At 42.7% G+C, this 14,039-nt stretch carries 14 protein-coding genes; 8 read left to right on the forward strand and 6 right to left on the reverse strand.

Annotated elements, in window-relative coordinates; genetic code table 11:
- Nucleotides 1–30: 30 nt before the first annotated feature.
- Complete coding sequence (locus A8F94_RS22975; protein WP_066206313.1) at nucleotides 31–369, forward strand: hypothetical protein; 339 nt, start codon at nucleotides 31–33, stop codon at nucleotides 367–369.
- Between the two features lie 263 nt (nucleotides 370–632).
- Here the strand turns inward: A8F94_RS22975 and A8F94_RS22980 are convergent, their stop codons facing one another.
- Entirely contained in the window at nucleotides 633–944 is a 312-nt protein-coding gene (locus tag A8F94_RS22980) for a hypothetical protein (protein WP_066206315.1), read from the reverse strand.
- A gap of 505 nt (nucleotides 945–1,449) precedes the next feature.
- Between A8F94_RS22980 and A8F94_RS22985 the strand changes: the two genes are divergently transcribed.
- The 5 genes from A8F94_RS22985 (at nucleotide 1,450) to A8F94_RS23005 (ending at nucleotide 8,263) form a co-directional block, all read left to right on the forward strand.
- Nucleotides 1,450–2,910, forward strand: a complete 1,461-nt coding sequence (locus tag A8F94_RS22985) for a CoA-acylating methylmalonate-semialdehyde dehydrogenase (protein ID WP_066206317.1) — start codon at nucleotides 1,450–1,452, stop codon at nucleotides 2,908–2,910.
- A gap of 406 nt (nucleotides 2,911–3,316) precedes the next feature.
- Nucleotides 3,317–3,988, forward strand: coding sequence for a TorD/DmsD family molecular chaperone (locus A8F94_RS22990; RefSeq protein WP_066206321.1), 672 nt, complete (start codon nucleotides 3,317–3,319; stop codon nucleotides 3,986–3,988).
- Nucleotides 3,981–6,353 carry a DMSO/selenate family reductase complex A subunit gene (locus A8F94_RS22995; RefSeq protein ID WP_066206323.1) on the forward strand — a complete coding sequence of 791 codons (2,373 nt, stop codon included), beginning with the start codon at nucleotides 3,981–3,983 and terminating at the stop codon, nucleotides 6,351–6,353. The genes A8F94_RS22990 and A8F94_RS22995 overlap by 8 nt, the downstream gene beginning before the upstream one ends.
- A gap of 15 nt (nucleotides 6,354–6,368) precedes the next feature.
- A complete protein-coding gene (locus A8F94_RS23000) occupies nucleotides 6,369–6,935 on the forward strand; it encodes a DMSO/selenate family reductase complex B subunit (protein WP_066206326.1) in 567 nt (188 codons plus the stop codon).
- 398 nt (nucleotides 6,936–7,333) lie between these two features.
- Nucleotides 7,334–8,263 (forward strand): aldo/keto reductase, encoded by a 930-nt coding sequence (locus tag A8F94_RS23005; RefSeq protein ID WP_066206328.1) that lies wholly within the window; start codon nucleotides 7,334–7,336, stop codon nucleotides 8,261–8,263.
- Nucleotides 8,264–8,310: 47 nt separating this feature from the next.
- Here the strand turns inward: A8F94_RS23005 and A8F94_RS23010 are convergent, their stop codons facing one another.
- Complete coding sequence (locus tag A8F94_RS23010; protein ID WP_066206330.1) at nucleotides 8,311–8,691, reverse strand: hypothetical protein; 381 nt, start codon at nucleotides 8,689–8,691, stop codon at nucleotides 8,311–8,313.
- 217 nt (nucleotides 8,692–8,908) lie between these two features.
- Between A8F94_RS23010 and A8F94_RS23015 the strand changes: the two genes are divergently transcribed.
- On the forward strand, nucleotides 8,909–9,115 hold the full coding sequence (locus A8F94_RS23015; RefSeq protein WP_066206333.1) for a hypothetical protein: 207 nt from the start codon (nucleotides 8,909–8,911) through the stop codon (nucleotides 9,113–9,115).
- Between the two features lie 127 nt (nucleotides 9,116–9,242).
- On the opposite strand, the gene qoxD is transcribed toward A8F94_RS23015, so the two are convergent.
- Genes qoxD through qoxA form a run of 4 tightly spaced genes read right to left on the reverse strand, consistent with a single transcriptional unit; the run spans nucleotide 9,243 to nucleotide 13,061 of the window.
- Complete coding sequence (gene qoxD, locus A8F94_RS23020; RefSeq protein WP_066206336.1) at nucleotides 9,243–9,542, reverse strand: cytochrome aa3 quinol oxidase subunit IV; 300 nt, start codon at nucleotides 9,540–9,542, stop codon at nucleotides 9,243–9,245.
- Between the two features lies 1 nt (nucleotide 9,543).
- Nucleotides 9,544–10,149, reverse strand: a complete 606-nt coding sequence (qoxC, locus tag A8F94_RS23025; RefSeq protein WP_066206339.1) for a cytochrome aa3 quinol oxidase subunit III — start codon at nucleotides 10,147–10,149, stop codon at nucleotides 9,544–9,546.
- Nucleotides 10,139–12,121 (reverse strand): cytochrome aa3 quinol oxidase subunit I, encoded by a 1,983-nt coding sequence (qoxB, locus tag A8F94_RS23030; protein ID WP_066206342.1) that lies wholly within the window; start codon nucleotides 12,119–12,121, stop codon nucleotides 10,139–10,141. Before qoxB ends, qoxC begins: the two co-directional genes overlap by 11 nt.
- The gene (qoxA, locus tag A8F94_RS23035; RefSeq protein ID WP_066206949.1) at nucleotides 12,111–13,061 is read right to left on the reverse strand and encodes a cytochrome aa3 quinol oxidase subunit II; all 951 of its coding nucleotides are present in this window, start codon (nucleotides 13,059–13,061) and stop codon (nucleotides 12,111–12,113) included. The genes qoxB and qoxA overlap by 11 nt, the downstream gene beginning before the upstream one ends.
- 803 nt (nucleotides 13,062–13,864) lie before the next feature.
- Between qoxA and A8F94_RS25985 the strand changes: the two genes are divergently transcribed.
- Nucleotides 13,865–14,029: a hypothetical protein gene (locus A8F94_RS25985; RefSeq protein ID WP_175384504.1), complete on the forward strand. Its 165-nt coding sequence runs from the start codon at nucleotides 13,865–13,867 to the stop codon at nucleotides 14,027–14,029.
- Nucleotides 14,030–14,039 lie beyond the last annotated feature (10 nt).

Consider the following 14,039-nt stretch of genomic DNA (forward strand, 5'->3'; position numbering starts at 1 on the left):
AGACAGTTGTGAATGTGGGAGGGGATGGGGATGGAATACAACATGAGAAAAGCTCTTTTGCTTTCTGAAAACATCGAAGCATTTATAACCTTCATATCGAAGCATCAAGAGGGCTCTTTAGTTTCGGAAAAAGATAAGCTATACCAGCTGAAACTCTTTATTGAGGAGTACAAGTTTCAAATGATTGCAAGTGAGCTTAAGCGCATCAATCAATTTTCCTGGGATGAAAAGTATTCGTTATACTTGGTTGGCCTATTTAAGAAGGGATTAATTCCTATCGCGGAATATATTGAAAGAAATTATTCAGCTTTATTCCTGTTTTCGGGAAGAGTGCATATTTTGAACAGCTTATTAGGAGTTTTCGAGTGACTAGGCAAAAAAGTTGAATTGTCTTTAGATGGCTGTCCGAATGTAAAACGACAATACCGAAATGTGAAATGACCTTGAACGAAAATAAAAGAACCCTCCACTTCATCAGAAAAAAGGAAGTGGAGGGTTTTTAACTTTTCTCTTATATTCTCCTGCGAACTGGAGGCTTTACGGTAACGGGATGCCGCCAGTAGCTGACTCCCCTTGGACGATAATCCCGGACTCATAAAAGGTATGCATTCATGCATTGTCCTATATTTTTTTTAAGCGGGAGGCTGTTTGAAGTATTTTTTGCTTAACACATACAAGCTGATGAAAAGAGTAAAAATGGAAATGAATTTACTGCCGAGGATTAACGTTCCTGCGTAACTCTTATCGACAGGTATAAAAGGGAGGATAATCATCATGATAACTAGGATTATAGTTATAAAGAGAACGGCAATTGCATTTATATAGGACTTCTGGATAACCAAATACCCAGTTCGGCTTTGTTTCGAATAATAAATATAAGCAATGAAGCCAACAGCCACGATCATCAAATAAAGTAACAAAATAATCCCGACACTAATATTCATTAAATCCCTCCTATACGTAATAAAAAGAGGTGTATTTGACTGGAAAAGAGTCAATTATGTTCTACAATTTAGCTTAGTTTTAGTCAGTTTATACCATTATATGCGTCCTTTGGTTCAATGTTTTTAACATAGAAAAGGGTTATTGAGGTACAGGAATCGTCAATTTGGCTGCCTTTTCTGACCTCGTAAAAACGCTACCTATGATGATGTTACTTAATTTAATCATAACATAAGATTAAGTTACATTATAGGTTTTGCTTAAGAAAAAGCTTGGTTTTTCTGCGATATGCCGGAAAAAATCAGCGTCGGCTATACTTGGTTATGGGTGGTCTAATCTGCTGCGTAAAAATAAATAACATACCAAAATGGCAGCTCGGTCTGGATGGTGTTAAAAGACAAATGAAGCGGAGTCTTTCCTTGAACAATTTCAACGATTATATCATTATTGGGGTAATGGGAATATTTCAAAAATTTGTTTCTGTATCTACAAGAGGGGAGATTTTAAATGAAACAGGCAGATGAACTAACTTTATTAAGAAACTTTATCGGGGGAAAATGGGTATCCTCTACTTCACAGAAAACCGAACAGCTGCCGAATCCAGCGACGGGAGAACGACTGGCCGATGTACCACTTTCAAATCGTGAAGACCTCGATTTTGCTGTTATGACGGCCAAAGAAGCTTTCAAGAGCTGGAGAAACACTTCTGTCCCTAAAAGAGCGAGAATTTTATTCCGCTATCAGCAACTTCTTGTCGAAAACTGGGAAGAGCTTGCCCGCCTAATTACGAAGGAAAATGGCAAAAATTACGAAGAGGCATACGGAGAGGTGCAGCGAGGGATAGAGTGTGTCGAGTTTGCTGCGGGTGCGCCTACTTTGATGATGGGGACGCAGCTGCCAGATATTGCAACCGGTATTGAATCCGGGATGTATCGATACCCAATCGGTGTTGTCGGGGGAATCACTCCATTCAATTTTCCAATGATGGTTCCATGCTGGATGTTTCCGCTTGCCATTGCCTGCGGGAATACATTTGTCCTCAAGCCTTCGGAACGGACTCCTTTATTGGCTAACAGGCTCGCGGAACTGTTTCAGGAAGCAGGCCTCCCTGATGGAGTATTAAATATTGTTCATGGGGCACATGATGTAGTAAATGGGATATTAGAGCACCCGGATGTTAAAGCGGTTTCATTCGTCGGCTCCCAGCCGGTTGCCGAGTATGTGTACAAAACGGCTGCTGCACATGGAAAAAGAGTACAGGCATTGGCAGGCGCGAAAAACCATTCGATCGTTCTTCCTGATGCAGATCTTGATTTGGCGGTTACAAACATTATAGGAGCCGCATTTGGTTCCGCTGGGGAACGCTGCATGGCGTGTTCTGTTGTGGTGGCTGTTGGCAGCATTGCGGATGAACTCGTCACCAGGCTAACCGAGGCTTGCGAATCAATGAAAATTGGGAATGGACTCGATGAAGGTGTATTCCTTGGACCAGTCATTCGAGAATCAGCAAAGGAAAAAACAATCAGTTATATTGAAATCGGCGAAACGGAAGGGGCAATCCTGGTCCGGGACGGCAGGGAAGATGAGGCTGTACAGGGGAAAGGCTATTTTGTGGGGCCAACCATTTTTGATCACGTAAAACCCGGCATGAAAATATGGCAGGACGAGATTTTTGCCCCAGTCCTATCTGTCATCCGTGCAGAAACACTTGCAGAAGCGATTGAAATTGCGAACCAGTCGGAATTCGCAAACGGGGCCTGCCTGTTCACTGATAGCGCAAAGGCAATTAGGCAGTTCCGGGAGGACATTGATGCTGGAATGCTTGGTGTCAATATGGGCGTACCCGCACCGATGGCTTTCTTTCCTTTTTCAGGATACAAAAAATCCTTCTATGGAGACCTGCATGCCAACGGAAGGGATGGCGTGGAGTTTTATACACGAAAGAAGATGCTTACAGCAAGATATTAATAGATTTGAAGTGGGAGCATGGCTAGTCATGCTCCTCTTTTTTTTACATACGGTCCCTTAATGCATTGTTGGTGCCACAATTAAATAAAGCTCGAAAATTTTTTGTAGCAGAGGAAGTGTTTTAGAAGCAAGATGCCTCATCGTATTTCGATTTCTTAAGAAAAACTTTATTTCCACTTAAGTCTTCCCTAATCTTCTCCATACATAATAGAAACAATGTATAGTTTAACGGCTCTTCAGTTGACTTTCATTCTCATCTTTCATAATTCAGTAAAAAGATTTTGAACAGTTTAAGAATGTTTGTGTGAAAAAATAAGCAGCGATAAAACTCGTGTATGATAAAAGAGAGAAATTAGATATTATTAACAGCTTTAAAATGCTATAAAAAGTTATTGGCGGTGAAAATATGGTTGAAACAGTAAGTACGGGAGAACATCGGGATTTTGTGGTTACCAAATTATATATTAACCAATTGCTTCGCTTTCTCCTTGATGCACCTCCAGACAATGAAAGGGCCGAGGCTCTGGAGCACGACCCCTTTTTTCATACATTTGCCCAAAACAGTGAAGGATCAGAGATACTGAAAGAGTTCATGATTTCCCTTAATGAAAACAAGCAGCAGCAACTATCCGGAGCCCGGGATGAATTCAATTATTTGTTCGTCGGCCCCAATGTAATGCCGGCACCTCCATGGGAATCTGTTTACCTTGGAAAGGAACACCTGCTGTTTGAGGAGGAAACTCTTAAAGTTAGACAATCTTATAACGCTTACGGCTTGTCCTTTATAAGGGAAAACAATGAACCTGACGATCATATTGTCATAGAATTGGAGTTTCTTGCTCATTTAATGAACGAGTTTCTTACTAGTAGGGAAGAGTTGGAATGTCAGAAAATAATGGCCGATTACACGGCATTCCTTGAGGCTCATTTTCTGCGCTGGACTCCAGCCTATGCCACTCTTCTCGAACAAAACGCTAACACGCTTTGGTTCAAAGCGGCATCAGTCCTATTAAAGGAGTATATCGAAATGGAACAAGATACCGCAGCTGTTATCAAGGAGGTATTAAATCATGAGTGACAAAAAGACGTGGAATAAATTATCCCGGCGTACATTTTTGAAATGGACCGGTGCCCTTACCATTCCAGCAGTTGCCGGGGGCCTGGCTACAACGAATTATTTGAAAAAAAGTACAAACGTACCTGTTGCAAAAGCGCCAAATTTTCCCGAAGAAATCATTCCTACCTGCAGCACCTTTGATTGCGGAGGCAAATGCTTAATTAAAGCTCATGTTAAGAATGGTGTTATTGTAAAGGTAAGCGCTCGCACCAATAATGAACTGGATGAGAAAAATCCGTATATGAAGGCGTGTGTACGCGGCCGCAGCTATCGGAAGTATCAATACCATCCCGATCGGCTGAAGTATCCTATGAAGCGGGTCGGCAAGCGCGGTGAAGGAAAGTTCGAGCGAATTTCCTGGAAAGAAGCTGTCGAGATCATTACAAAAGAAACAAAACGGATTACAGAGACATATGGCCCTGAGTCCCGCTACATCCACCAGGGGACAGCGGTAACAGGCGGTTCGTTTGGCGGCGCATATTTGGCTAAAAGACTGTTTGGGTTGGACGGCGGATTCCTGAATTATTATCATTCCGTATCAATGGGAAATACCGCAGCGGCTACGCCTTACACATACGGTACAGCCCAATCTGGAAGCTCACTCGATTCACTTGAGCATACAAACCTTGTCATCTTGTGGGGACATAACCCAACCGAAACCATCTTCGGCAATACAAATCATTACTATTACAAACTGAAACAAAAAGGCATCAAGTTTATTGCTGTCGATCCACGTTATTCTGATTCAATTGCCGCGTATGCGGATGAGTGGATCCCAATTTTGCCTGGAACCGATAATGCACTAATGGATGCAATGGCTTATGTCATTGTGAAAGAAAATCTCCATGATAAGGCATTCCTGGATAAATTCGTTGTTGGATTTGATGAGGAGCATATGCCGGAGGGCGTACCTGGAAATGAATCAATTGTTTCTTACCTGTTTGGAAAAAAAGACGGCATTGAGAAGACTCCAGAATGGGCTGAAAAAATCACAAAAGTTCCGGCAAGCAAAATCCGTGAATTAGCACGCGCATATGCGACGGCAAGACCAGCTGCCCTGATTCAAGGGTGGGGCCCGCAGCGCCATGCAAGCGGGGAGAGAATAGCCCGTGGCGGAACGATGCTTGCGACAATCACTGGCAATGTAGGGAAACTAGGCGCCTGGGCATCTGGCTATGGCGGTATCCCTCGTAAGTTTGCCATTGATGTTCCTGTACCGGAAAATCCGTTTAAAGGATCCATCTCCATCATGTCCTGGACAGATGCAATTACCGATGCGAGAAAAATCACTCCGGCTGATGGCCTCCAGGGAATGGATAAGCTAACACAAAACATAAAGCTAATTTATAATCTAGCCGGCAACTACCTCGTCAACCAGCAGCCAGATGTAAATAAAACCATTAAAATTTTGGAGGATGAAAGTCTCGTCGAATTTATTGTCGTCAGTGACCATTTCCTCACACCAAGCGCTAAATATGCCGACATCCTCTTGCCTGAGACAACTTTCTTCGAGAGGTGGAATCTCGGCGGGTCCTGGGCTTCTGGAGACTACTTCATGCTTTCCGAAAAAATCGTCAACAACTATTATGAAGCGCGCTCTGATTATGAATGGATGTCCGAGGTCGCAGAAGGGCTCGGAATCGGCAAGGAGTTTACTGAAAACCGTGATGAACTTGGCTGGATCAAATATATTCTTGATGAGACAAGAAAACAGTATCCAGACACTCCAACCTTTGAGGATTTGAAAAAGAACCGTGTCCATTATTGGCGCTATGACGGCCCGCGTGTTGCTTTCAAAGCGCAAATTGAGGATCCTGCAAACAATAAATTTGATACTCCTTCGGGGAAAATCGAACTTTTTTCGAAAACACTGTTTGGTATGAAAAATGAGGAAATACCGGCGATTCCTAAATATATTCCAGAGTGGGAAGGTGCCGAGGACCCTTTAAAGGAAAAATACTCGCTCCAGTGCATCACCTGGAAAGGGAAGAACAGGATGAATTCAGGATTTTACAATCATCCATGGCAACAGCAGGTTGCGAAACAAGTACTCTGGATCAATCCTATTGATGCAAGCAAGCGGGGCCTGAAGCAGGGAGACCTTGTCAAGATATATAACGACAGGGGAACGACCATGATTCCAGCTGAAGTCACTCCAAGAATCATTCCCGGAGTTGTCGCCATGCAAGCGGGCGCATGGTATCAGCCAGATGAGAACGGCATCGACCGGGGTGGATGCGCCAACGTGCTCACCTCGCAGCGGAAGACGCCCCTTGCGCACGGAAATGCCCATCAAACGATGCTTGTCGAAGTGGCCAGGGCCTAAAAGGAGGAGACCAACGTGGCAGTACAATTAGGATTTTATGTTAACCAAAGCCGTTGTGCCGGCTGCAATGCCTGCTTTATGGCCTGCAAGGATAAAAATGATCTTGACGATGAACGCGCATTCCGTCGTGTCTGGGAATCAAGAAGCGGTGCATTCCAAGAATCCGGAAACGGACTTACGCATACCGTCAAGGCCGCCTGGCTGTCGTTGTCATGCAATCATTGTGATGACCCAAAATGTGTTACTTCATGCCCAACAGGTGCGATGAAAAAAAATAAAGAGGACGGCGTTGTCTGGGCAGACGTAAAAATATGCCGCGGTGTCCAATTTTGTATAAAGGAATGTCCGTACGGTGCACCTCAATTAAACAAAAAGACATTCCGGATATCAAAATGCGACATGTGTGCAGACTTGAGGGAAAAAGGTGAAGAACCAGCCTGTGTTGCCGCTTGCCCATATGGCAATATAGAGATTGGCCCAATTGATGAACTAAGGAAGAAATATGGGAATATTGCGGTAGTCGAAGGGCTGCCAGATCCAAGTATCACAAAACCGAACCTTGTTATAACTCCGCATAAATAAAATAGTGTGTAATTGAGAGAGGGTGCCCCATTTGTAACTTGGGATGCCCTTTTTAATTTTTGTCAGGTGAGCTGCAGGCGAACTGGGGCTATTCTGTTCATTCAAGGGAATTAAGAGTTCATATATCTTCATTGGTTACATTTCAGAAGTCTGATGAACCTGAAACGTTATCAATAAGGTCTATTGGTTACATTTTGAAGGGCTGAAGAACCTGAAACGGTATCAATAATGTCTATTGGCTACGTTTTGGGTGACTGATGAACCCGAAACGTTATCAATACAACACTTGTCTGAAGCAATTTTTAATATGAACTAGATATTTTTTTGATTCAAATCGTTTTTAAATGTGGAAACGGCATTGTTATGATGGGAACAGTTGTCATGAGAGGAGAGAAAGAATGGATAACAAAGTAAGGTTAGGCAGAACCGATCTTTATGTAAACCCGGTTGGATTGGGTACTAACTATGTAGGAGGCCACAATATATATCCCAAGGCTGATGAAGATGCGGGGCGTGAGTTGCTCAGGACTGGCATAAAGAACGGATTGAACTTTATTGACACTGCCTATATGTATGGGCCGAAGCGTTCTGAGGAGCTTATTGGGGAAGTGGTTAAGGAACTGCATGCACGGCAAGAAGTTGTCATTGCGACAAAAGCATCCTATAAATTTGTCGGCAATGATGTTGTACATGACAATTCCCCTTCCTTCTTAAAACAATCGGTGGAAGAGAGTCTTCAGCGGCTCAAGACAGATTACATAGATTTGTTTTATATCCATTTTCCGGATAAGGATACTCCGAAAGATGAAGCAGTAGGGGTATTAAAGGATTTGAAGGATGAAGGTAAAATCCGTGCCATCGGGGTTTCGAACTTTTCTATTGACCAGTTGAGAGAAGCGAACAAGGATGGCCATGTCGACGTTTACCAAGGTGAGTACAATCTGATCAACCGCTCGGCAGAAAAAGAGTTATTCCCATATGCATTGGAGAATCGTATTTCATTTGTCCCATACTTCCCGCTGGCATCCGGGCTGCTGACAGGAAAGTATGATTTGAAAACCGATGTAAGCGGCAAACGAGGAAAGTATTTTAAAGAGGGTATTTACGAAAAGACAATAGCCAAGGTAGACAAGCTGCGAAAAATTGCTGAAGAAAAAGGGGGGGAGGTTTCACACATCGTACTGGCCTGGTACCTAACCAGAGAGGCAATTGATACGATCATTCCTGGAGCGAAAAGGGCGGAGCAGGTTCTTCATAATTTGAGAACACTTGATGTAAAACTGACCAAAGAAGAGATTAATCTGATCGATCAAATTTTTCGAAATTAGAAAGGAAAGAGAAAAGGGAGTGTGGCCTAGCCGACTCCCTTTATTTATTAACGTGATCTTAATTCCGGGAAAAAGCCGATACCTGTAAGGTATGTAGCATATTCAATTACTCCATTTTTGTTTTTAAATGGAATTGCTATTGCTATAGTCCCTGGAACAGGTGTTGTTTCATTAAATTTTACAACTTCAATTAGAGCAGAACCCTGCCATTTGTACCCCAAATCAGTTAATTCAACTTTCTTAGCTTTAAACTCCTCATTGCTTAATAATTCTGCGACTATTTTATTACGTTCTACTCCAAAAATAGGTGTATGGCAATCACATGGTTCTACCTCAATCTTCTTTGCCTGAACTTCATTCCCCGGCACTACAAATACTCCAAATGCAATCGCTCCGCTAAACAACATAGCAAGTAATTTCTTTTTCATTCATCTTCCTCCTTTTTGTCTTACCTTGAATTAATTCTAGTTATCTGCAGCAAATCCCTTCATTTTTAGAGGAATTTCTTGCTATAAGTGGCAAATTAGTGACAAATCATAATAGAAAAAAGTCGAAAAAAAGTTTCTTGAAATTTTGAACATTTTGTGACAATTTACTATAAATTCTGTTAATATAGGAAATACAAAACATCTGGGGGGATGGTTTATGGGTCAAATTTTAAAATACTTCTATTTGGCTCTAGGGGTTTATTGTTGTGCCAGCATTTTTGTCCTTTTTTACACTCATGCATATCAGCAGATGGTGCTGGCATTCTTCCTAGCCTTATTTAATTTTTCTCTATTTAAAATCTTTAAGAATGAAGGAAGTGTGACACAGCCACAATTAAGATTGATCAGGGGTGGTAAAAGATAGGCACAGCAATAAGGGGGCAGCACTCGTTTAGTGGTGATGACCTAAGGGACAAAAGCCAATGAGTGTTGAAGCAAAACAAAAAACCAGGCTGCCACTGCGGGGGAGCCTGGTTTTTTATCAATTCATATCAGTGTGAGTGACCTGTCGTCAATACCCAGATTGTACCGGCTACAACGACGACAATCATGAAAGCTGAGAACATCATATTGATGTTGTTGACAACTTTATTTCCGCCTTCAGTCAAGTGCATGAACATGTAGAGCTGAATGGCTGCCTGGATGACTGCAAGTGTGCCGATGAACCACATGATCGTTTGCACCGGCAAGGACGTTCCTAATGCTATCCATGCAGCCCCGAATGTCAGGACTAATGAAAGCAGGAATCCAAGGACATGGCTTAACGGGAAACTTTTCGTGTTATTTTTCATACTAAGACACCAACCCTGCTAAATATACGAACGTGAAAATGAAAATCCAGACAACATCAAGGAAATGCCAGTACAGACCGAAGATGAAAATCTTTCGTGCTGTAACAGTCGTGATGCCGCGCTTCAGGAACTGGATGGCCAATAGAATAGCCCAGCCAATACCAATCGTTACGTGAACACCGTGGGTACCAAGCAGTACAAAAAAGCTTGATAGGAAGGCGCTCGTTTGCCAAGTTGCGCCCAGATCGATATAGTGCAAGAACTCTTTAATTTCCATGAACAGGAATCCGCCGCCGAGCAGAAGGGTAAGTGCAAGCCAAATCAGCATGCCTTTCATGTTGTTGCGGCGCATTTCCCATATGGAAACGCCAATTGTAAAACTGCTTGTCAACAGCAGGAATGTCATAATCAGGACATCTTTTACAATGAAAAGATCCTGCTGGGTAGGGCCGCCTGCATACCGTTCACCAAGTATGCCATAGACGGCAAATAGAGTAGCAAACAGAACGATCTCGGCATGGAGGAAAACCCAGAAGCCAAGGATGTTCATTTGGTTTTGCTGTGATTGATATTCCAATGGAAGTGCAGCATTTGTTTTAGCCGACATGGTTTTTCACTCCTTTACCTGGTGTTCTCCAGCCGTTTTCAGTCTTAATTATTTCATCCTTTTTGACATAGAAGCCTTCATCATAATCAAACGAACGGAAGCCCATGCCTACAAAGAATGCTATTAAACCAAACAAGGCAGCCCATTTCCATTCAAATACGAGCACGAATCCTGTTACGAGGGAAGCCATGGCCATATAGAATGGGATCCAAGTATTGCTTGGTAAGTGGATTTCCTCAACGTCCTTCTCTTCAAGAGGAAGCTTCTTAATTTCGTTGTTCTTTTTCATATCCCAGAATGCATCCAATTTTTTAACCTCTGGCAAAAATGCAAAGTTATAAGCCTGGACCGGTGTAGCAGTCGCCCATTCAAGCGTACGTGCATCCCAAGGGTCGTTCCCGACATTGCGGTCTGCATTCTTCCAGCTGTAGTAGATGTTGTAGCATAGTGCTCCAAAGCCTGCTGCCAGAACCAATGCACCAACAAATGAGAGCATCTGCAACGGACCAAAGCCAGTTTCAGCAGAATATGTGTACGCACGGCGAACCGCACCATCGAGCCCAAGGAAGAACATTGGGAAGAATGTCAAATTAAAGCCGATAACGAACAGCCAGAAATGCCATTTTCCGATTTTCTCGTTGAGCATGTAACCGAACATTTTAGGCCACCAGTAGTAAAAGCCGGCAAAGATCGGGAAGACAACGCCCGGAATGAGAGTGTAATGGAAATGGGCTACCAGGAACAATGTGTTGTGATATTGATAGTCTGCAGCAGCACTTGCAAGCATAACACCTGTTACCCCGCCGATAACAAAGCATGGGATAAAGGCAAGAGCCCACATCATCGCGGTAGACAATTTTATTCGTCCTTTTCTCATCGTGAACAGCCAGTTGAAAACCTTAATACCAGTCGGTATCGCAATGGCCATCGTTGTAATCGAGAAGAATGAGTTGACTGCTGAACTGTTACCCATTGTATAGAAGTGGTGAACCCAAACGACCATACTTAAAACAGAAATAGCCAGAATCGAAATTACCATCGATGTATAACCGTAAAGAGTCTTTCGTGCAAAAGTCGAAATAACATCAGATAGAATACCGAAGGCAGGGAGGACAACTATATAAACTTCCGGGTGTCCCCAAAGCCAGAACAAGTTTGCCCAAAGCATATCCATACCGCCGCCAGAAACCGTAAAGAAGTGAGTTCCCCAAATACGGTCGAAAGTCATAAGCGCAAGTGCAACCGTAAAGATAGGGAAGGCTGCGACGATAATTAGTGAAGAGACGAAGGATGTCCATGTAAACATAGGCATCTTCAGCAATGTCATGCCTTTTGTCCGCATTTTCAGGACAGTAACGACAAAGTTAATTCCCGTCATCAATGTACCGGCACCGGCAATCTGCAGTCCGACTGCATAGAAGTTGTTACCGATGCCTGGACTGAATTCCTTACCGGCGAGCGGGAAGTAGGATGTCCAACCTGCATCAGGTGATCCGCCAATAACGAATGAAATGTTGAATAGCATCGCACCAGCGAACGTTAACCAGAAGCTCAAAGCGTTCAGCTGCGGGAAGGCAACATCGCGTGCGCCGATCTGCAGCGGAATAAGAAAGTTCATGAAACCAATTAACAGCGGCATTGCAACAAACAGAATCATAATAACGCCGTGTGTTGTAAATACTTCATTATAGTGCTGTGCATTCAGAAATTCGTTCTCAGGTACGGCAGTTTGAGCCCTCATCATCAGCCCGTCGACTCCGCCTCGGAAAAACATTAGCACACCCATCAGGATGTACATAATCCCCAGTTTTTTATGGTCAACCGTTGTCAGCCAGTTCTCCCATAGCCATCTCCATTTCTTAAAATAAGTCAGGGCGGCGACGAGACCGAACGCTGTCAGGAAAATTGCAATTTGTGACGCAAAAATTAATGGGTCACCTGTGACAAAAAATTCATCCCATTTAATGCCCACTATGGTCACCTCCATCAGAAGTTTCTTCTTCATTTATGCCTTCATGGCCTTCATTGCCGGCCTTAGGCTCATTTTTATAGTTGTTTTCGTCTTCAAATACTTGTCCCTTCCAGCCATGACCTCGGTCATACATTTCTGGATTCAAGTAGTTTGGTGAGTTAGGGTCAGAGTGATCCACCCACTCAAGGTGAGTATTGGAATACGTTTCACGGCCAAGGTGGGAAGGCTCAAGCTTCTTTTCATACTCCTCTTCAGTCAGCTTTGGAGCAGTTTCCTTAACCTCTTTTACCCATTCATCAAATTCCTCTTGTGTTTGTGCAAGTACTTCAAATTCCATCCCTGCATAACCTTGTCCGTTAAAGTTGGAGTTTTTACCAACAAACGAACCTGGGTTGTCTGCAACAAGATGCAGATTGGTTTCGGCTTTTGCCATCGTGTATTTCTGTCCAGCTAAAGATGGAATCCAAAAGCTTTGCATCGTGCCGGCAGAAGTCAAACGGAAGTCAATTGGCCGGTCTACCGGGATATTCACATAGTTAATAGTTTCAATTCCTTCTTCTGGATAGCTGAAAATCCATTTCCAGTCAGCAGATGTGACATGGATGACCAATGGTTCTTGGTTTTCATAGCCCTTTGGAACTTCCTCAACTGCATAAATTGTTTTTACAGTAGGAATTGCAAGTGCAGTGACAAGCAAAATAGGGATCAAAGTCCAAGTAATTTCCAGCCACTTGCTTCCGTGCTCTTCAGGAGGCTCGTAATCCATGTTGTCTTTTCTCTCACGGTATTTCCAAACAATGACAACGAGCAGCACGAACACAGTTATGACAACTAGTGACATGAGTAGGATGGAATAGTTAATCAACCCGGCAAGTTCCCTGGCAACAGGGCCCTGAGGATCAAATACAACCAGCTTTTCACAGCCGCTCAGGACAACCATTGATAAAATTGCAATCAATGAACCAAGCAAACTCTTTTTCTTCACTTCGTCAGCTCCTCTCGAAATATGGATGCATGATAGCAATCACAATTTCAAAATAGTATTTTCAATAAGGGTTGGTGTTGCATATTGTGATTTTTATCACACATGTTCTCACTCTCATTCTAGCAAAATTTAAATTGTCACAGTATGTTCAATTGTGAACAATTTATGAAAACATTTAATGTAAAACCAAAGTTCACCAAAATTCCATTGCAAATTTCCAAAAATAGATATAACAAAGATTTCTGAATCGAAAAAATAAGTGAAACATTTCACAAATAAAAATTCGCAAAGAATATTCCTTAAAAAATACATGGGATTATACAAAAGGAAACTTTTTGGAATGTTTGGTACTTTGGAAGGTTGGAAGTCCAACCGTCGAATGAGGGTGATTGGGCAAACACGTTTAATCCTTAAAACCGACTCTAGAATGCCATATAATTCTGCGTAAGTAAAGTAAATGATTTTTTTACCTAACACTTTAAAATAACAGAGGGAAGGCTTGTGGGGATAATAACGGAGAACGTTATGACAGCCACGCAATCTCGATGGTAAGGTGCTGTAAACAAAAAGAAACAAAGCCAGCCAGTTCCGAGGCAAAACCAGTTTCGATTTGACCAGAAGAATTTCATGGAACCAGGCGTGGAATCCTGGGATTGATTCATCGCAACAAAGGGTAGTCCTGACTCTGCATGGAGAGCTGTGAATGGTCCCGGGTAATTTACTTCATACTATGGAAAACACGTGAAAGTGGTGGTGTGATGGTAAAGTGGGATGAACAGGGAGCACCGAACAATAATCTGCCTCCGAAAACAATAAAAAGTTCGGACCTAATCAGAAAAAACAAGGAGCATGAATTTTCAGAGGAGCTATCTGATGGTGCCGAACGAAATCGCATAATCCGAAATATGGAGAATAAAAAGTGAAAAGAGGACG

The sequence above is a fragment of the Bacillus sp. FJAT-27225 genome, assembly GCF_001685025.1.
Classification (GTDB): domain Bacteria; phylum Bacillota; class Bacilli; order Bacillales; family Cytobacillaceae; genus Bacillus_D.